At 44.7% G+C, this 20939-nt stretch carries 16 protein-coding genes; 5 read left to right on the top strand and 11 right to left on the bottom strand.

The features are described 5' to 3' along the window. Positions 1 to 350: 350 nt before the first annotated feature. The 5 genes from LPH68_RS15715 (at position 351) to LPH68_RS15695 (ending at position 9753) form a co-directional block, all read left to right on the top strand. Complete coding sequence (locus tag LPH68_RS15715) at positions 351 to 1166, top strand: family 16 glycosylhydrolase (RefSeq protein ID WP_074908648.1); 816 nt, start codon at positions 351 to 353, stop codon at positions 1164 to 1166. Positions 1167 to 1186: 20 nt separating this feature from the next. Next, entirely contained in the window at positions 1187 to 4375 is a 3189-nt protein-coding gene (locus LPH68_RS15710; RefSeq protein ID WP_151936436.1) for a SusC/RagA family TonB-linked outer membrane protein, read from the top strand. 11 nt (positions 4376 to 4386) lie between these two features. Beyond that, a complete protein-coding gene (locus LPH68_RS15705; RefSeq protein ID WP_118418257.1) occupies positions 4387 to 6063 on the top strand; it encodes a SusD/RagB family nutrient-binding outer membrane lipoprotein in 1677 nt (558 codons plus the stop codon). Between the two features lie 20 nt (positions 6064 to 6083). Next, entirely contained in the window at positions 6084 to 7346 is a 1263-nt protein-coding gene (locus tag LPH68_RS15700) for a hypothetical protein (RefSeq protein ID WP_118418256.1), read from the top strand. Positions 7347 to 7458: 112 nt separating this feature from the next. Beyond that, positions 7459 to 9753 carry a glycoside hydrolase family 3 N-terminal domain-containing protein gene (locus tag LPH68_RS15695; protein WP_230296976.1) on the top strand — a complete coding sequence of 765 codons (2295 nt, stop codon included), beginning with the start codon at positions 7459 to 7461 and terminating at the stop codon, positions 9751 to 9753. A gap of 254 nt (positions 9754 to 10007) precedes the next feature. On the opposite strand, the gene cysK is transcribed toward LPH68_RS15695, so the two are convergent. The 11 genes from cysK to LPH68_RS15640 all read right to left on the bottom strand — a co-directional run bounded on the left by cysK (position 10008) and on the right by LPH68_RS15640 (position 20798). Then, positions 10008 to 10955 carry a cysteine synthase A gene (gene cysK, locus LPH68_RS15690; protein WP_004317446.1) on the bottom strand — a complete coding sequence of 316 codons (948 nt, stop codon included), beginning with the start codon at positions 10953 to 10955 and terminating at the stop codon, positions 10008 to 10010. Between the two features lie 127 nt (positions 10956 to 11082). Then, a complete protein-coding gene (locus LPH68_RS15685; protein WP_008641339.1) occupies positions 11083 to 11883 on the bottom strand; it encodes an alpha/beta hydrolase in 801 nt (266 codons plus the stop codon). A gap of 19 nt (positions 11884 to 11902) precedes the next feature. Further along, positions 11903 to 12409: a hypothetical protein gene (locus LPH68_RS15680; protein ID WP_008641340.1), complete on the bottom strand. Its 507-nt coding sequence runs from the start codon at positions 12407 to 12409 to the stop codon at positions 11903 to 11905. A gap of 27 nt (positions 12410 to 12436) precedes the next feature. Then, positions 12437 to 13909 carry a class I SAM-dependent DNA methyltransferase gene (locus tag LPH68_RS15675; protein WP_008641342.1) on the bottom strand — a complete coding sequence of 491 codons (1473 nt, stop codon included), beginning with the start codon at positions 13907 to 13909 and terminating at the stop codon, positions 12437 to 12439. A 7-nt stretch (positions 13910 to 13916) separates the two neighbouring features. Further along, the gene (locus tag LPH68_RS15670) at positions 13917 to 14480 is read right to left on the bottom strand and encodes a restriction endonuclease subunit S (protein WP_032841890.1); all 564 of its coding nucleotides are present in this window, start codon (positions 14478 to 14480) and stop codon (positions 13917 to 13919) included. Positions 14481 to 14944: 464 nt separating this feature from the next. Next, positions 14945 to 15838 carry a heparin lyase I family protein gene (locus LPH68_RS15665; protein WP_008641345.1) on the bottom strand — a complete coding sequence of 298 codons (894 nt, stop codon included), beginning with the start codon at positions 15836 to 15838 and terminating at the stop codon, positions 14945 to 14947. A 6-nt stretch (positions 15839 to 15844) separates the two neighbouring features. Beyond that, positions 15845 to 16834, bottom strand: a complete 990-nt coding sequence (locus tag LPH68_RS15660) for an alpha/beta hydrolase (RefSeq protein WP_008641346.1) — start codon at positions 16832 to 16834, stop codon at positions 15845 to 15847. A 48-nt stretch (positions 16835 to 16882) separates the two neighbouring features. Further along, positions 16883 to 18085, bottom strand: coding sequence for an alginate lyase family protein (locus tag LPH68_RS15655; protein WP_151923703.1), 1203 nt, complete (start codon positions 18083 to 18085; stop codon positions 16883 to 16885). 120 nt (positions 18086 to 18205) lie between these two features. Next, entirely contained in the window at positions 18206 to 18958 is a 753-nt protein-coding gene (locus LPH68_RS15650; RefSeq protein ID WP_008641349.1) for an SDR family NAD(P)-dependent oxidoreductase, read from the bottom strand. A 24-nt stretch (positions 18959 to 18982) separates the two neighbouring features. After that, positions 18983 to 20449, bottom strand: coding sequence for an MFS transporter (locus tag LPH68_RS15645; protein ID WP_008641350.1), 1467 nt, complete (start codon positions 20447 to 20449; stop codon positions 18983 to 18985). Between the two features lie 4 nt (positions 20450 to 20453). Then, the gene (locus LPH68_RS15640) at positions 20454 to 20798 is read right to left on the bottom strand and encodes a cupin domain-containing protein (RefSeq protein ID WP_008641351.1); all 345 of its coding nucleotides are present in this window, start codon (positions 20796 to 20798) and stop codon (positions 20454 to 20456) included. Between the last annotated feature and the right edge of the window lie 141 nt (positions 20799 to 20939).

Genomic DNA, 20939 nt, shown 5'->3' with positions numbered 1-20939 from the left:
AAAAACACACCAGCCACAAGCCCTGAAAGGGCGGAACTATATACAATTATGCCCTTTCAGGGCGCAAATTCAGATTGCCGTTTTTACGTAGGGCGTTGCCCTACGCTATATAATTAAGCCCTTTCAGGGCACTCCGCAAAATTATCATTTACCTCATTCTTGTATAGCAACAATCTTCGAAAAAGAATGGGTAAGATAACGTCCGTTCGATAAAAATCAGCAGATTTGTCAGCAATCAAACCTTATATGTCAGCAATCTGACCATCGTTTCAGCCGGATATTAGCATCTTTGCACCAAGCTTTACAAGTATAAAGCACATATTACGTTTAACCTTTAAAATGCTAAAACGATGAAAAAAGTAGCACTATTCCTATTTTTATCCGTTTGCTTCGCGCAACAATCCTGTTCGTCGGATTCTGTTGGAACGGAACCGGAGGAAAATCCACAAGACATTCTTTTTAAAGACGATTTCAACTTTTTCGACGAAAAAGTATGGACGAAAGAAACTCATGAACCCGGTTGGACCAATCAAGAGCTTCAGGCATACGATGCCGCCCATGTATCAGTAGGAAAGGACGGGGATAAATCGGTTCTGATTCTTACCGCCGAACGCAAAGGGAATAAAATCTACTCCGGCAGGATCAATTCAAAAGGGAAAAAGAGTTTCAAGTATCGCAAGATAGAAGCAAGCATCAAGCTTCCCAAGACTAACGGCGGACTGTGGCCTGCGTTCTGGATGATGGGAGATAACGACAAAGAATGGCCGGCATGCGGGGAGATTGATATTATGGAAATGGGAGAACAGAGCGGAATGGCTGCGGGCGATTCGGAAAAACAAGTGAACACCGCCATTCACTATGGCCCCAGCGCAGCGGCTCACGAACAGCAATACTACAAAGCCAATGTTGCCAACAGCCTGCAAGACGGCAATTATCACACCTACTCTCTGGATTGGGATGAAAACAGCCTGACAATATCCATCGACAACGTCAAGTTTCATACGTTCGACATTAGCTCGAACACATACTTCCACGACAACTTCTACATCCTGTTCAACCTCGCCGTGGGAGGTGCGTTTACAGGAATTACTAACATTAATAAACTGACGGGCCTGAAAGACGGTCAGAAAGTGAAGATGTACATCGACTGGGTGAAAATATTATAGGAATCTTAAATATACATGCTATGAATATGGAAAAATGTAAGTATCTACTATTTTGCGGAACACTCGCCCTTTGGATGGCGGGAGGTTTCCAGCAAGTGTATGCAGCAACGGAACCAAGTTCCCAGGCTATTCAACAACAAAGCAACAAGGTAACCGGAAAAGTGAGCGATGCCACAGGTCCCATCATTGGGGCTTCCGTAGTGGAGAAAGGAACTGCCAACGGAACGATTACCGATCTGGATGGAAATTTCAGTTTGAATGTAAAAACGGGAGCTACGCTCGTTGTCAGCTACGTGGGTTATAAATCCGAAGAAGTAAAAGCGGGAAGAGGTCCTTTGAACATCACCTTGAAAGAGGATGCCAAAGCATTGGATGAAGTGGTAGTCACCGCCCTTGGCATCAAGAGAGAGCGCAAAGCGTTGGGCTACGGCATTGATGAAGTGAAAGGTGAAGCCTTGACCAAAGCGAAAGAGACGAATCTTATCAACTCCATGGCAGGACGTGTGCCGGGCTTGGTAGTCAGCCAGACCGCCGGTGGTCCTTCCGGTTCTACGCGCGTTATTCTGCGAGGCAGTACCGAAATGACCGGCAATAACCAACCTCTTTATGTAGTGGACGGCGTACCTTTGGACAACACTAATTTCGGCAGTGCCGGCACAAACGGAGGCTTCGACTTGGGCGACGGTATTTCGAGCATCAATGCCGATGACGTAGAAAACATGTCGGTATTGAAAGGCCCTGCGGCATCCGCACTTTATGGTAGCCGTGCCAGCCACGGTGTTATCTTGATTACAACCAAGCGAGCCAACAAGGATAAAATCAGCGTGGAATATAACGGAACACTGACTTTCGATACCCAACTTGCCAAATGGGACGAAGTGCAACAGATATACGGTATGGGAAGCAATGGTACTTATAGCTATGATGCCATATCCAACACAAACAAAAGTTGGGGCCCAAAAGCGGACGGTTCAAACATGCTGAAGTATTTCGACGGCGTGGAACGCCCTTTCCTCATTGTCCCCGACAATACGTCCAACTTCTTCCGCACGGGTATCACCGCCACCAACTCCGCCATCATAGGTGTGAACAGCGGAAAAACCGGAATTCGCTTTACCTATACGGACATGCGCAATAAAGACATTGTTCCCCAGACACACATGAGCCGTGACATTTTCAACCTGCGCGCCAATACGTCTGCAGGAAAGGTAGACTTGGATTTCAGCGTCAACTATACACGGGAAGACGTGAAGAACCGTCCGGCTCTGGGCGACAGCAAGTCCAATATCGGTAAAAACCTGATGACCCTTGCCACCACCTACGACCAGGAATGGTTGCAAACCTATCAAACTGCCGACGGCGAATATTCCAACTGGAACGGTATGGATCCCTACAACGTGAATCCATACTGGGATATCTATAAGAACTTCAATAAATCCAAAAAAGATTTGTTCCGCATGAACGGCAAGGCCGTATGGAACATCGACCCACATCTGAAACTTCAAGCAACATTGGGCGCCGAACTCAACTGGTTCACGTTCGATGATTACAAAGCACCTACCACTCCCGGATTCGAAGCCGGAAGACTTCAAAACAGTGCTTTCCGCAACCGCATGTACAACTTTGAAGTGTTGGCTCTCTACAACAACCATTGGGGTGATTTCGATTTCAACGCTACGTTAGGCGGCAATGTATATAAGGTGAACAACCAGACCACCGTTACCACCGCTCAAGACATGAAGATACGCGATGTCCCTTCATTGACGAGCTTCAACGAGATCAGTGTAGTGCCCGGCAGTTACCGCAAGCAGATTAATTCGGTTTACGGAGCAGTGAACGTGGGATGGAAACACATGCTTTACCTCGATGCTACGTTGCGTGGCGACCAATCGTCTACCCTTCCCACTGGCAACAACATGTATATGTATCCTTCTTTCTCCGGCAGCTTTGTATTCTCCGAGCTGACAAAACTGGGCGACCTCCTGCCTTACGGAAAGGTGCGTATGTCATGGGCGCAAGTAGGTAGCGATACCGATCCTTATCAATTGGGACTCGTCTATACGAAATCCAAATATGCTTATCCCGGATATACCATCGGATATATCGATAACGGAACCATCCCCAACAAAGACTTGAAACCAACCAAAACAAACTCCGTGGAAATGGGATTGGAATTGAAATTCCTGAAGAACCGTATCGGACTGGATTTCACCTACTATTCTCAAATCAGTAAAAACCAGATTATGGGAATGGCAAGTTCCTGGACAACCGGTTACAACTATCGCTTGATTAATGCCGGCAAGATAGAAAACAAAGGTATTGAGATTGCCCTTAGCACACGACCGATTCAAACACGCGATTTTTCCTGGGACATTAATCTGAACTTCTCCAAAAACAGCAACAAAGTAAAAGAACTGGATGGCGAATCGGATATGTTTGAACTGGAAAAAGCATCTTGGCTCGACGTTCAGGTAGCCGCTAAGGTAGGCGAGAACTTTGGTTCTATTGTAGGCCCGGACTTCCAACGGAACGAAAAGGGAGATATTCTGATTGACCCGCAAACCGGTCTGCCGCAATATGACAAGAGCAACCACGTATTGGGTAATGCCTCTTGGGACTGGACAGGTGGATTGCTCACCAACTTTACCTACAAGAATCTTTCGCTGGTAGCGGTATTCGATGTGAAAGTAGGTGCCGACCTCTATTCTATGTCTGCCCGTGCTGCTTACGAATCGGGTAAAAGTCCGGAGACACTGGCAGGACGCGACGCCTGGTATCGCTCGGAAGAAGAAAGATTGGCAGCCGGCATTGCGAAAGGAGCCGATAACTGGAAGCCGACAGGCGGATTCGTTGCTCCGGGTGTCATCGACAACGGTGATGGAACATATCGTCCCAACGACATCTACATCAATCCGGAAGACTACTGGATGAGCGTTTGCCGTAATGCACCTTCTATGTTTATTTACGACAACTCATACGTGAAATGCCGTGAACTGACGTTGAGTTACAATGTACCCAAATCCTGGCTGAAGAATGTAGTAAGCGGACTGACCGTTTCGTTCGTTGCCCGCAATCCGTTCATCGTATGGAAGAATATCCCGAATATCGACCCGGATTCCAACTACAACAATACCACCGGTATGGGACTTGAATACGGTTCGTTGCCTTCACGCAGAAGCTATGGTTTTAATGTAAATGTGAAATTCTAAAAAGATATATCATGAGACAATCTAAATACATCACAATCATCACGATGGCATGTGCCCTGTTTTTCGCTTCTTGCAGCGATGAATACATGGAAAACATGAATACCGACCCTTCCAAGGCCGCTACCATCGACCCGAATGCGCAGCTCACCACTGCCCAACTGCAAACGTACGGAGACCTTAGTATGATGGAAATCTACCGTAACTACCATTATGCATTCACCCAACAACTGATGGGATGTTGGAACACCACCAACTACGGTGGACGCCATACGCTAGACAATAATGAAATGAGCCGTATCTGGACATCGTTCTACACTCAATCCCTGAAGAATATCATTGATGCTCAATATCGCACAGCCGAAGATGCAGAGAAAGTGAACATCAACTCTGTGCTCCGCATTTATCGGGTTTATCTTATGTCTATCATCACCGACACTTACGGAGACGCTCCTTTCAGTGAAGCCGGCCTGGGATTCCTCGAAGGAAAGTTCAATCCGAAGTATGACAAACAGGAAGATATTTACAACGCTTTCTTTCTGGAGCTGGAAGATGCCATCAATAAAATCGATCCGACCAAAGATAAAGTGACAGGTGACCTCATCTATGCCGGTGACGTAACTAAATGGCAACAACTGGCAAACTCGCTTCGCCTACGTTTTGCCATGCGAATCTCCAATGTCAATCCTACAAAGGCACAAACGGAATTTGAAAATGCTTTAGCTGCCAATGGGGGTGTGATAACGGACGCCTCAAGCGATGCGCTTATCAAATACATGACAATCGCATTTAGTTTCGGACAAGAAGCTTACTCTGATTATCGCGGAAATTCATTGTCACAGTTATTGTTCGGCAACGACCCCGCTAATAATCCAAGTTACCTCTGTTCCACTTTCTTTAATCAGTTATACAATTCCGGTGATCCTCGTACATTCAAAATTTCCCGTTGTTATTATGACGGGCTGATGAGTGCCACCAGTCCCGACAATCGTGTCGACATCACCCAGGAGATGATTGAAAAAGGGATTGATTTCAGTCCGCGCGACCCGGGTTCCTACTCGTGGGAGCCATGGCCTACAGGATACGACAGCGATATTTGTAAGGAATTAGCCGTTAACAACCCTTCTGTTACAGCAACCATGGCTCGTGAAGTGGAACCCAAACTTGCCAATAATTTCCTAAAAAGCGACAATCCGGGCGTAGTGATGACCTCTGCAGAAGTGAAGTTCCTGATGGCAGAAGCTACCGTGAAAAAATGGAATGTCGGCAGTGTGTCGGCAGAAGATCTTTACAAGCAAGGAGTGCGTGCAGCTATGGATTTCCTGACAGACAACTACGGTTGCACGGCTACTACTGATGCAGAGTTTGATGCATTCATTCAAGGTAGAGGGACGTTCGGACATACGGACAATCAGAAACTTGAAGCTATCAATACACAGGCCTGGATTCTTCACTTCACCAATCCTGCCGAATGTTGGGCAAACGTGCGTCGTTCCGGTTATCCGAAGTTGAAATCACCGGCAGAATATGGGTTCGGACAATACCTCACCGGTGGAACGGAAATTCCGGTACGTCTCTGCTATCCTGTATTGGAATCTTCCTATAATAAGAAGAGCTACAACGAAGCCATCGAGCGCATGGGAGGAACAGACAATTGGCACAGCCTTCTGTGGTGGGATACTGAAAACTAACTATTAAACAATCATCCATTATGAAAAAGATATATATTGCACTATTTGCCCTACTCGCTGTAGGCTCCACATTTACTGCATGCACCGAGGAAGAACCGTTCGCTACGGTGACGGAAAATGATGATCCGCATATCCTTGCCCCGGTATTCCCTGACAGAACGAACGGCCAATTGGCTACATTCGCCAACATCAGCCGGGATGCGAACTTATCCATCGCGCTGACCGTGACTCCGAAAGATTACACCACAGTAACCTGGTTCATTGATGGACAGGAAGTAGAATCGGGTACCGACTCCGACAAAGAAATCAACCGTAGTCTGAAAGCCGGTACGTATAATTTGAAAATAGAAGTGGAAACTGTGAAAGGGAAGAAGACTTCCCGTGAAGGATTGGTGGTGGTCAATCCATTGGCTGATGACCCTCAATCTAAAGAAGTAGCTTTTGAGAGAATTGTATCTCCCGGTAAGACTGCCCGTTTATATGGCAGTAATTTACAGAACGTAACAGCCATCCTCTTGGGAGGAAACACGATCACCAATCCTACTTATGTTGAATCGGAAGACGAGAACTATCTGGAATACATCGTTCCGACAGGCGTAAGCGAAGGCGATTACCGTATCGTTCTGCAAGATGCCGCCGGCAATGAATATGGAGCCGACATGGTGAAAGTGACCAATACTTCCCTTGTCATTTCGGGGGCTAACCGGGCTACTGCCAACGTGGACTGGACCATTTCCGGTATCAATCTTGAAAACATCGCTTCTCTAACTATCGGCGGACAGACGGTGTCTCAATTCAGCAATCAATCTTCTACGGAAGTTACGCTGACTTGTCCGGATTTGTCTGATGGAAGCTATACGCTGACAGGCAAAACCCGTAGCGGAGAGGCTGTGCAGTTCTTGAACGACAATGCTACGACTACCGAACAGACTGTGACCGTATCTACCGAAATAACACTTTGGTCAGGACACCATTACGTTTCGTGGGATAAGCCGGACGGTGACCCCAACAAGAGTTTCGGTCTGATTCCAAAAGATGTGTTTGCCGGTATCACAGCCGGATCAACACTGAAAGTAGTCTACTCCATAGAACCTACTGCCGAATATCATCAGATGCAACTTGCCACAGGTTGGTGGACTGGCCTGGCAGATAAGATAGAATTTTCGGAAAACGGTGAATACACACTGGTACTGACACAAGAGATACTGAATAAGATTCAAACTGAAGACGGATTCTTATGTACGGGTCATGGCTATTATGTAGACCTGGTAACCGTGAAATAATGTTCCTAAGTAAGTTTAAAAATCATTCATACCATAAGTATCTGTCATTCTTCGGGTTAAATCCCTCTGAATGACAGATTACATAAACGATGCTACTTAAAAACAAATCATAATGAAACTAAGAAATATTATATTAATGACCGCATCTATCGCAATGACTGCCTGTTCCAAACAGGCAGTTCCCACTGCCATTCCTGAAGACGCAAAAATAGAACAACAAGTGGAAGAGCTTCTATCAAAAATGGATCTTGACGCCAAGATAGGGCAAATGACCGAGCTTGCTATTGATGTATTAGGAGAGACGATAAATGGAGAATTCCAATTGGACGAGGCAAAACTCCACAAAGCGATTGCTGAATACAAGGTAGGTTCGTTTCTCAATGCTCCCGGCCCGGTAGCACAAAGCCCTGAAAAGTGGAACGAGATTATCGGTCGAATACAAGAACTGTCGATGACGGAGATTGGTATTCCATGTATCTACGGTCTGGATCAGAATCATGGTACTACCTATACATTGGGCGGCACACTCTTTCCTCAAAATATCAATATGGGTGCTGCCTTCAATCCGGATTTGACCTACGAAGCGGCACGTGTAACAGCTTATGAGACAAGGGCTAGCAATTGTCCCTGGACATACTCCCCCACCGTCGATATGGCACGCGATCCCCGTTGGCCACGTGTATGGGAAAATTATGGAGAAGACTGTTTAGTCAATGCCATTATGGGCAGCACTGCTGTCCGAGGCTTCCAAGGAGATGATCCTAACCATATTCCCGCCGACCGAATCGCCACCTCCGTGAAACATTACATGGGATACAGCATGCCACGTACCGGTAAAGACCGCACACCGGCTTATATATCGGTTTCCGAACTGCGTGAGAAATGTTTTGCACCGTTCAAGGCTTGTGTGGAAGCAGGTGCACTGACTATAATGGTCAACAGTGGTTCCATCAACGGAAAGCCTGTGCACGCCGACCGCGAACTCCTTACACAATGGCTAAAAGAAGACTTAGGATGGGACGGAATGTTAATCACCGACTGGGCGGACATCAACAATCTTTATACCCGCGAACATGTGGCGGAAAACAAGAAAGAAGCCATCGAAATGGCAATCAATGCAGGTATAGACATGGCTATGGAACCGTATGATCTCAATTATTGTACACTACTAAAAGAGTTAGTGCAAGAGAAGAAAGTGCCTATGAGCCGTATTGACGATGCCGTCCGCCGGGTGCTTAGACTTAAATTCCGTCTGGGTCTGTTCGATCATCCGAACACTTTATTGAAAGATTATCCTCTCTTCGGCAGCAAGGAGCATGCACTTATCGCACTTCATGCAGCCGAAGAATCGGAAGTATTGCTAAAAAATAAAGATAATATTCTTCCGCTTCCTCAAGGGAAAAAGCTACTGGTAACCGGTCCGAACGCCAACTCTATGCGTTGCTTGAACGGCGGTTGGAGCTATTCATGGCAAGGACATCTGACCGACAGATTTGCCGACAAATATAACACCATTTACGAAGCAATCTGCAACAAATTCGGAGCCGATCATGTCCGTCTGGAACAGGGCGTAACCTACAAACCCGAAGGTGCTTACATGGAAGAAAATGAACCGGAAATTGAGAAAGCTGTGGCTGCCGCCCGCAACGTGGATATTATTATCGCCTGCATCGGTGAAAATTCATATTGCGAAACACCCGGTAATCTTTCCGAACTTGCCATCTCTGCCAACCAAAGCAAACTGGTAAAGGTACTTGCCGCTACAGGAAAACCGATCATCCTGATACTCAATGAGGGTCGTCCCCGCATTATCAACGAGTTGGAGCCATTGGCTGATGCTGTTATTGACATTCTATTACCCGGAAACTATGGTGGCGATGCATTAGCGAACATTCTGGCAGGAGACGTGAACCCCAGCGCTAAGATGCCTTACACATATCCGCGACACGAAGCAGCACTGACTACCTACGATTATCGGGTGAGTGAAGAGATGGACAAAATGGAAGGAGCTTATGACTACAATGCAGTAGTCTCCGTTCAATGGCCTTTCGGATACGGATTGAGCTACACCACTTTCGAATACAGCAACTTCCAAACGGACAAATCTTCGTTTACCACAGGAGATGATTTGCACTTTTCCATAGATGTAACTAATACCGGTAAATATGCCGGAAAAGAAGTTGTCATGCTATTCAGCAGTGATCTTGTGGCTTCGCTTACTCCCGAAAACCGCCGGTTACGAGCTTTCAAAAAGGTGGAACTGCAACCGGGCGAAACCCAAACTGTCACTCTATCCATCAAAGGCAGCGACTTGGCTTTTGTCAATTCCGACGGGCAATGGGTACTGGAACAAGGAGATTTCCGTATGCAATGCGGAAATCAAGTATTGACTATTACTTATAAGTAGGCATTTATAAGTAGGTATTTATAAATAAATGCGCATTATTAATATATACACTCCAGACAATAACTCTATGAGACACTGCGTTACTTTGTGGTGAACTCAAATTATCATCTAACCGGTTGAACAGCCGTTTGAGACTGTTCAACCAAATTTAAACAACCGCTCCTCTTGATCCAAACGACCGTATGTCTACAAAAAAAAGACAATCGTTTGAGTCCAAAGGAGCGGTTGTTTTTATCTGAAGGAAAGCGGCATTATTACAAAGGATATTCCTCAAAAGCATACAAAATGGTAGATAAATAACGTTCGCCTGTATCGGGTAATAATGCAACAATCATTTTCCCTGCATTTTCCGGTCGCTTCGCCAGTTCCGTAGCAGCATATACGGCTGCGCCTGAAGATATGCCTACCAACAAACCTTCCTGTTTGGCTAATTCACGACTCGTACGAATGGCATCGTCATTCTGCACCTGAATAATCTCATCTACGATAGAAGCCTTGTACGTTTTAGGAACAAACCCTGCACCGATTCCCTGAATCTTATGCGGACCTGGTTTTCCTCCCGAGAGTACCGGAGAATCAGAAGGTTCTACTGCCACGATCTTTATACTCGGATCACGCATCTTCAGCGCTTCCCCTACACCGCTAACTGTCCCGCCAGTACCTACTCCGGCCACAAAGATATCGACTTTCCCCTCGGTATCTCTCCATATTTCCAGACCGGTAGTCCGTAAATGCATGGCGGGGTTAGCAGGATTCTCAAATTGTTGTAAGATGACTGCCCCCGGAGTGACCGCTTTCAGTTCTTCAGCTTTGGCAATGGCTCCTTTCATACCATCTGCACCAGGAGTCAATACTAATTCCGCACCTAAAGCTTTCAGAAGATTACGCCGTTCGATACTCATGGTATCGGGCATCGTCAGAATCAGTTTATAGCCTTTAGCAGCTGAAACAAAAGCCAATCCCACACCGGTATTTCCACTGGTCGGTTCAATGATAGTTGCTCCGGGATGCAAAATTCCTTTCGTTTCTGCATCCTCAATCATAGCCAATGCTATGCGGTCCTTCACGCTTCCTGCCGGATTGAAAGACTCAATCTTTACAATCAGACGAGCTTTCAGGTCGTTACTTGTATTATAGTTACTAAGTTCCAATAACGGAGTATTACCTACCAAATCCGTCAATTTTCTTGCTATCTTTTCCATATATATCTGTTTTAAATTTCTCTTGTTTTAATATATGACAAAGATAGTGCGGATTCTGTTCAGGGTAAATACCATATATGTGGTAAATTCATACCACATATATCTGACTTCCTGCCAGAACAATATATCATTTGAATCTCTTCACATAATCTGCAATCAGACGACATGCCGGACCGAGTACTTGACCATGATCGAATCCTTGCATTTCGTACAAAGTCACTTTCTTGTTACCTATACTTTTCAAGACAGCTTCCAGCAACGCATTTTCTTCATATCTTGCCGCCATCTCCAGATGCTTGTCCCCCGTAATCAACACGAGAGGAGCTGTTTCCTTACGAGCCTTATTTACCGGAGCATACTCATCAACCACCGGAATACCGTCAGGCAAACCGCGTTCCTTACGAATAGTGAAATGTGTCACCGTCTGACCACTCACCGGAAGATAAGCAGCTACACTATCGGCATCTGCTCCGTATGCTGCCATGTACTTTTTATCCATTGCCAGAATCAACGAAAGATAACCTCCCGCAGAATGACCGGAAACAAAAATGTGATCCTTACGACCACCATACTTCTCAATATTCTTGAAAACCCATGCCACAGCTTCAGCTGCATCTTCGATGTAAGCCGGATTCTTTGCTTTCGGACTCAAACGGTAATTCACCGCCACTACTGCAAACCCTTGTTCTCTCAATTCTTTGGGAATAAATTTATTTCCACCTTCCATACCACCGCCATGAAACCAAACGATAGTTGAGAAATCCTTCTTGTTTTCAGGATAATAAATATCCAGTTTACAACGCTCCTGACGATAGGTGTCCGTTTCGGAACCAGAGACATAAGATATATCTTTATCGGTGCGATAAACATTTTGTGCTTGAGCAATGCAAGTAACAAGCAAAAAGAGAAGAGAAAAAATCTTTTTCATGGTTTTATTTATTTTATATTCATCTATTAGTACTATTCTTAAAAATTACTTTAGAGTTAATGATGTCATGTTCATCAATATATAATTCAGGATTCTCACCCGAGCTTTCCACCAAAGCTTCAATTGTGATACACTCATCCGGCAACCACTGTTTAAAATGTAACATATTATCTCTCAACTCTACCATATTATTGTCCGTAGCTGATAATTGAATCATCTTTTTTACATTTTTCGTATATAATGGAAGTCCGCCCCCTTTAGCCACTAAAGAAGATTGGGCACCTTCACCAATAATATTTCTATTTCCCGTATTCTCTAACGTATAACATATTCTCCAAAGATTTTCAACCGGTATCGTATCTTCATACTGTACAAAGACAGTAATTCCAGGTATTTTAGGTTTTTGCGTCAGCAATGTACTCTCTGTACAGCAGATTGTCACTCTGACTTTTTCCTTCGAGAAATATGAAAGCAAAGTAACTACTCCTCCTAAAATTGTGACTATTGTAACTATAACTTCTATCATACACCTGTGTCTTTTTTTTCATAATTACTATTCTTTAGTCAGCTCCCTCAATCGCCATGCACAATCTTTAAATTGCTTATCAATACACTTTAACCGCTCTTCCAATTCATCTATTCTTTGTAAAGCAACTTTTACATCAATCTCCTTTCTCTCAATCTTATCCTCTACATACTTAATTACTTTCAAATCGTACTTGTTATGCCGTATCTCATCCTGCGTAGCGATATAGAACGAACAACCTTTTTTTTCTCTCCCCATCTCTTCTCCGGCAAGAAACTTTTTATATGTATTCGAAAGCTGTTCCAGCATTTTATCAGAAAGTTTACAAAGTCCTTTATTCGAAATATACCCCTTCCGTGCGTCAACAAATAAAGTTTGCGTCCTCATTCTTTCCTTTCTGAATACAAGAATTGCCGTAGAGATAGCCGCTCCATAAAATAGATTCGGCGGCAATTCAATAACTGCCTCAAGTAAATTATGTTCAATAATCTGCTCTCGTATCTTACTTTCAGTATTTCGGAACAAAACGCCTACCGGTACTACTACAACAGCTTGTCCGTCATTCCGCAAACTTGCCAAAATATGACTTATATACGCCCATGTAACCTGACTTTTAGGAGGAATGCCATATTTAAAGCGTTTGTAAAAATCACTATAAGCCTCTTCGGCTGCCCACTTATCCGCAAATGGAGGCACAGAGACAACAATATCAAACTTTCTTAGCCCTCCATGATCCAACAATTTAGGATTACTAAGACTATCTCCCCAAAGAAAAGTCGCACCCTTGAAGCCATTCAGCATCAGATTCATTTTTGTCAATGCATACAAATTCCAATTCACTTCTTGCCCATAGAGCTCAGTACCTCTGATCCCCATTTTTTTACCGACCTCAACCAACAGAGTACCACTACCGGATGCCGGATCGCACAAACAAGCATTTTTTCTATCGCCATCTATTAGTTTCGTGATCAAACTAACTACCTCTGTAGGAGTAAGCACATTATTTATCTTTTTACCTGCTTCTTCAGCAAATATATATAACAACTGATTATATAAATCACCAACGTCTATCAACTGCCCGGTAGCATTAGTCAGCCTGATTTCTTGAAAAAGCAAAAGAAGCTCACGCAACTTGATCGATCTCGCGTTCATATCTCCTAATATATTACTTTCGAAATCAATAGCTTTATTGATTTCATAACCTTCAGTAACCAAAGCGTTCACCTGCTCCAGTTCATAAAGAGCCATATTTATCAATCTGCCAAGTTCCGGTGAATCAAGTTCTTTACATAGATAATCGAAAGAACTGCGCTCGGACACTAACAAACGTAAAGCAGGGCTATTATCATCTTGTTGAAAAGAATTATTTGATTTATAGTACTCACTTGCAGATTTCAAAAATAGCAGAGCCAATACATAATCCCTGCACTGATCGGCAGAAATCGTTCCACCCAAAATTTGCCGTGCTTTACTTACGATATAATATGCTTTCTCTTTCATAATACAATCATTTTAAAGAATCCATCAACAACTGATCTTGCAAACTCTGTTTAAGTATATCAATTTCACTACGAATACATTCACCTTCTTTTCTCAACCGATCCATTTCTACAACAAGCCTTTGTACTTCTATAGATGGTATATCAAGCTGTATTTCCCCCATTACCGATTGAGGAATCACCTGAATACCTGTACCTACTGCTGCATTCTTCAACATACCAAGAATGGACGATGTATTTAAAAAACAACAAAGGAATTCCGGTAATATGTTACTAATGACGGGACGTATGATAATAAAAGATGAAGATGCTATAGTACTTCGTTCTGTCCCTTCATACTGTATGCAATAATTGGAGCCTCCTTTAGCCGCAAACAACAAATCTCCGTTTTTCAACCAATGCTTATCATTTATTCCTGTATTTATTACCGTAGCTATTTGAGTATAATCGAGTTTATTCTCCGAATTAACATCCTTTACCTGCAAATACCTGACCTCACCTTGTGAATCAGTTTTCATGTATATGCCGGATTGCATTATAGCTATATCCTTTAATGTTACTTTCTTATTCATTACCTTACCATTTCAAATAAAGACTCTACTTAAATAATCTGCCATGAATATCAGTAATACTATTTCTTGGCTATTACCTCAATTTTATAGATTGACCGCACAAATATATAGCTTTTTCTGATATTACCAAGCAATAGAAAGAAAATAAATCATAATCGACAAAACATATCTTACCTCCTCCATCTTTTCAGGTTTCGTCAAGTAGAAATCCTACTAAATACAAATCACGCAACTTGATATAAAATCAGAAGAACATAAATTACCTGCTTTTGACAAAACATACATCAATACCCCATTCAAATATCCCACCGTCTTCCCCTAGCATATTTAGTTTTAATATGCCTATAATAAACGACAATCTCCCACCCGAAAATATACCTCAAAGTATATTCCGGACAGGAGACCACCATAATAGACAAAACGAACTGTTTGTCCTTTTCTAAGGTTTTCTTTAAAATCCCTCTCTAAAGTTTCTTGATAGAGAAATCGGCAAAACGAATTTCTTCGTCACGCAACTGGTCTTGCCAGGTCCTATCTTCACCCAAATAGCGGTAGATACCCCATTTGGGACGAAGTCCCGTACAATCCGTACGCCACATATCCATCTTTTCAGAACTAAATTCCAAGAGAACTTTTCCGTCTTTTATGCGTGTGATGACTACTTCATACGAACCGTTCTCACCGAAACAGGCTTTTTCTTCTACTTCCACCCAGTTGCCGAGGAAGCCAGCAAGGTCTGTACTGGCAAGGGTAGTAGTGCTTCCGCCACGTTTGTCATAACGTACGCGCAGTTGTTGACCGCCTTTACTGCCGCTGTTGGAATAAGCAGTCAGGGTAATGAGTGGAGAACCGACGTCTGCCGTGCCCGATGAATTATCAATACCCTTCAACTGGTGGAGATGGGAGAATTTGGCTGTCGTCTGGAATCCTGTCGGCAAACAGAATTTCCAGCGAAACACCATAGTCTCTCCCTTTTGTCCGACAAGGCTTTTCGGAGACTTATTATCCGTCTTTATCTCATTACGCTGGCGGTCGGTGATGTTTGTCAGTCCGCGGTCATCATCTATCTCGGCATGAATAAAGAAAGCAAATACGTACTTATTTAGCTGGTTGTCATGCACCTGCTGAATATGTTGGAAGTGCTCTGTCTTATGTTCGCGCGAGGAGTCGGGAGCTTCGTGGTTATAGCCCGAACGTTTAATCAAGTCATACGTTTTTGCGCTATTACCGTCAGCGGTTAATGTGCCATCCACCGGTTGTTCCGGTTTCAGTTGTTCTTTCTCATCTATCACTTCCGACGAACTGTTGGAGCAGGCGATAAAGGCGAAAAGAGCTAAGAATAAAATTCCTTTTCTCATTTGGATTTATTTAATATGGTTAGTCAGGAAATCTACCGACTTGAAGAAAATCTCTTCCATCTTGTCCGAAGTCTTCGAACTTACGTTATGGTCATAGTATTCATACTTCAACAAGTCGCAGACTCCCCCTCTTTTCTTTAAAGCCGATGCGAACATTTCGCTCTGTTCACACTCTACCGTAACATCACACGTGCCACATACCAGCATGGAAGCAGGAACGTCCTTCTTTGGAATCAGATTTATGGGAGAGGCTTCACGAAGCACTTTCGGCTCTCTGTCACAGAAGTATGCAATACGCTGAGGGTCTTTTGTTTTCATGGTGATGGCAGCCTTTTCCAAGTTATATATTCCGGAATAGCCTACGAAAGCCTTTGTACCGGGAACAGTCATCGCAGCTACTGCTGCCAAGTGCGCACCGGCAGAAGTACCCAGGAAACCGAAGCAATCAGGGTTAATGTTCAGTTCTGCGGCATGCTCCTGTACATACTTCACTGCGTCCAGAATATCCTGGATAGAGACTTTCACCGTTGCATCGGATTGAGGTGCCAATGTATAAGAGACACGTACGCCTGTTATGCCTTTCTGTTTCGCCAAGTATTGGGATAAAGACCGGGACGAGCCGTTATTACCGCGCGCCCATCCACCACCGTGGATATAAACGACAAACGGGGCAGGCTTCTCTGTCTCAGCAAAGTCTACCGTGAGTATCAATTCGTAATCCTTATGTTTCTTGTAGACGATGTCCTTTGTAGTCACTCCTTTATAATCCTTGCTTTTCAAGCGGTCTGCCTGATAGGTATAGGGAACCATCACATCGGGAATGGTGTTCACATCAATAAACTTCGCATATTTCTTTGCATACAACAAGGCATAAGAACCGTCGTCGTTCCGCGTCATCTTCATGCCATAGCGGTTGGAGAACTGCTGTGGTTGAGATTCCTGCGCAAGGCAGAGAAGCGGCAGCATACACAAACAAAAAATCAGTTTCAGTTTCATGTTATCACTTTATATTAGGTACAGATAATCTTATTTCTTCTTCAAATTTTATTTCTTCTTTAAAACCAGATAAGGTATTGTTTCCACATCGGACGTACTGTATTTCAAACCGATGCGCTTTGCCGTATCGACATACTTCTGATTACCCAATGCCGTTCCCGCTTCATAAAGAAGAATGGCGGCACGGGACTGGTCGAAAGGTTTAATCTGTTTAAATTTCCAGTCTTCGGGATTCAGATAAAACGGATACAGATAATCTACCGCCTGCGAAGCCACTTTTCCGTTGAAAGCAGGGGTACTCCATAGATTGATGCCTATCTGGCTGGTAATTTGGTTGGCTTCCATTAAGGCTTCCAGAGCGAAAGTGGAATAATGCAGGGAGAGAGTCCGTTTCAGTTCCTGGGGTAACGAGCCGTCGTCGGCAATCTGTGCACCCATCTTGGGGAGAATACTTTGTTCCGCCACTTCGCGGATACGGTCGGTACGGTCCAAGTAAGCCAGTACCATCAAGTGGATGGCTTCGTACCACAAGCCATGATTGTTGGCGGCATGAGATTCCCTTTGCCCTTGCGTGCTGTTCTCCATCCAGTAACAGAAGGCGGTAGCCCAATCATCGAGTTTTTTCTTATCCGAGGGAGTCCAGCTTTTCGAGCCTTCTATCAGTTTGGCAACACCCAACGCACGGCTGAAACGGCGCGAGTCTATGAAGCCCGAACCTCTCATTTTCTTCATACCCGGCACGGCTTGGGCATAAGTCATATTCGGGTTCATACCCAGTTTCGGGTCTGTGAACCATGTCCGCAAGTGGTTGGCGCATGCTTTGGCGTAGACTTCTTTTCCTGTGATATAATAGAGTACTCCCAGGCAGTAAGCGGCATCACCGAAACGGTTGGCATTCTCACGTTCGGGGTATTCGTAGACTTCGGGATTTCGTTCACCGTCTTTCCGGATATAGGGAAGTCCGTCTATTTTTGTAGAATCAGGCCACCAATAGGGAGATAAGGTCATATAATCCCTGGGATCTTTACTGGGGGGAAGTTTTTTCTTGGCAGTCACCGATAGAGGAGTCATCTTTATATATTTCTCTGCCACCTTTTCCTGAAGTTCAATGTATCGGGTGACTTCCTTCTCACCTTTCTGATAGTCGTTTTTTAGCTGTTCAAGCAAAGTCGCATTAAACGGGCCTAAGGGGGCGGCATTCAGTATCCCCCAACAGAGGCATACAGCCCATATAGCAAAGATTCGTCTCATAAATATTTTCTTTAAAGTAGGTAAGTATGTCATTCGGAGCGAAGCGGAGAACCTGCTTCTGGTATCTGCCAAGGGGCAGGTTCTTCACTACGTTCGGAATGACGGTATCAGCTTTCTTCTTTAAGAGAAGAAACAGCCACCGTTAATGTCAATGTTCGTACCTGTCAGGTAAGAAGATTCGGAGCAAGCGAGGAAGCAAACCAGGTCGGCAACTTCATCGGCAGTTCCTTCACGACGCAATGCGTAGGAAGCCTTCATACGTTCGCGGTTTTCCGGCGTATTGAAACGGTCGTGGAAAGAAGTGGCAATCGTGCCTGGACAGATAGCGTTGCAACGGATTCCCTGAGGGCCGAGTTCCTTCGCCATGGAACGGGTAAATGTCATTACCGCACCTTTCGCGGTTGCATACATGGAAGCTCCATTGCCACCGCCGTCGCGGGCAGCCAATGAAGAGAAGTTGACGATAGAACCGCCTGCCGGCATCATCGGAACCACTTCACGGGTACAGAGGAATACGGAACGCATATTGACATCCATCAGGAAGTCATACCAGTCTTCGTCCTGTTCGGTGATTTTCTTACGGCCTACAATGCCGCCTACTACATTCACCAATACATCTACCTTGTCGCCGAATGCCTTGTTACACTCTGCAAAAAGATTCTTTACCGCAGCAGCCTTTGTCATATCACCCTGAACTGCGATTGCTTCGCCACCGACATTTTTAATCAGTGCCAATGTTTCCTGTGCATCGGCTTCATTGTCGAAATAGTTCAGGCAAACTTTTGCACCTTCTGCTGCCAATTTCACTGATATTGCACGACCAAGGTCGCGTGCGCCACCTGTTACGATAGCTACTTTTCCTTCTAATTTCATAATTGTCTTGTTTTTAAAATACGTTTATTTTTTTATTTGTTTAATCTCTCCTACTGTCAGGAAGATGGAACACAGCGATAGCGGCACCAAAGCTCCCAACAGACTGAATAATAATATCCAATTCGTAATATAACTGGCAAAAAGGATTGCCAGGATAGTACCTAATACGGCCGAAGCACCGCCCAGTCCTGCCAGCGAGCCGACAGATTTGCCGCTGTGCAGGTCGCTCGGGATAGTCTGCAAGTTCGTCATAAAGAACTGGAATCCACCCAGTACCAATGCCATGAAAACGATAGCGACCGGAGCCGTAGTAGACATGATAGCTGCCAAGATAGACGGGATGATGATAATCCCACCAAGCAGCATTGCCGCCTTACGGGCATAGTTCACCGTATGTCCCCGGTTTATCAGCCAACCGGAATACCAGCCGCCGGCAATACTTCCCAATGCCGCACCTACATACGGAACCCAAGCGGAGAATGCCACCTCTTTGATATTCAAGTGGAACACATCTGCCAGATATAACGGCAGGAATGTCACGAACATCCACCAGATAGGGTCGAGGAAGAACCGTCCCAAAATGACAGACCAGTTCTTTTTCACCCGGAGCAGTTCGCCCCAGCTTTTTCCTTTATCCTCGGTTTTCAGCTCCTGTTCGGGCTGACCGCTCAAGATATAGGTACGTTCTTCTTCTGTAATCCAGGGATGCTTCTTCGGCCCTTCCTTATTGATAATCAACCAGGGAATCAACCAAATCAGTCCTAATCCGCCGACTACAATAAAAGTCAGTTTCCAGCCGAAAGCAATGAAGAGCATCAGGATAATAATCGGTGCAAGGATTGAACCGATGGATGCTGCCGCCCCGAACAAACCCTGTGCGAAAGCGCGTTCCTTCTGCGGGAACCATTCGGCGTTGCTTTTCGTCGTACCGGGCCACGGACCGGCTTCCCCCAATCCGAGCATCATCCGGAAGAAGGTCAGCGAGAAGATTCCCCGTGAAAGGGATGCTAATGCATCTGCCGCCCCCCAGACGAGCACGCTCCAGAAGAAACCTTTCCGGCATCCAATCTTGTCGTACAGTTTCCCGGAGACAAGCTGGCTGATACCGTATGCTATCATAAAGAAGATAGTTATCAGACCAAGAATATCTTTCGCTTTCTGCGAAGCATCCGGGTCGTTGCGGTCTATCAAGCCGAGGTCGATAGCGATACCTTCGCGATTGGTTACGAACGTAACGCCGTTCTTCTCCTTCATCTGTACGTTGGCTACGCTGACAGAATCCCGGTTGCCATTAGCGGCTGTCAGGATATACTGCTCTCCTGCCAGGACGGCATGATTACCTTTATCTGCCGACGCATCCGCTTCGGAAACCAAGTGATAGTCGATATTAGCCACCCACATATAGTTGAGCGTACCTCTATCCAAATAGTTGATGATGGTTATCAGCATAATTAACCCGATAACCATCCATCGGAGTCCTTTTACCTTCATACGTTTACAGGTTTAAGAAGTCTGCACGCACAGGGCTGAACGTATCAATCAGGATACCGGCTTCGAGGCAAACACAACCATGCAGCTCGTCGGGCGCTACATAGTAGCCGTCTCCGGCAGAAAGGATTTCTTTCTTATCGCCAATGGTTAGTTCAAACTTGCCACTTACTACGTAAGTCGCCTGGCTGTGGTAGTGCTCATGCATACTCCCTACTGCACCTTTGTCAAATTTCACTTTGACCATCATCAACTGACCGTCATACGCCATAATCTGGCGATTTACACCCGGAGCAGGATTTTCCCACTTCAAATCTTTCTCAAACTGATAAGTTTCACTACATGTTTTCATATTTCTGTCTATTAATGGTTTATTATATTCTCGATTCATTTATAACTCATCTTTCATTAGTTATCTCATCCCATATTAACATCCTGTAATCAAGTTGTTAATTCACTGTATTTCAGAAGTTAATTCACCGTTCGTCAAGTG

It is taken from the genome of Bacteroides sp. 1_1_30 (genome assembly GCF_020982715.1).
Taxonomy (GTDB): Bacteria; Bacteroidota; Bacteroidia; order Bacteroidales; family Bacteroidaceae; genus Bacteroides; species Bacteroides xylanisolvens.
This window is presented reverse-complemented; position numbering and strand designations above follow the sequence as displayed.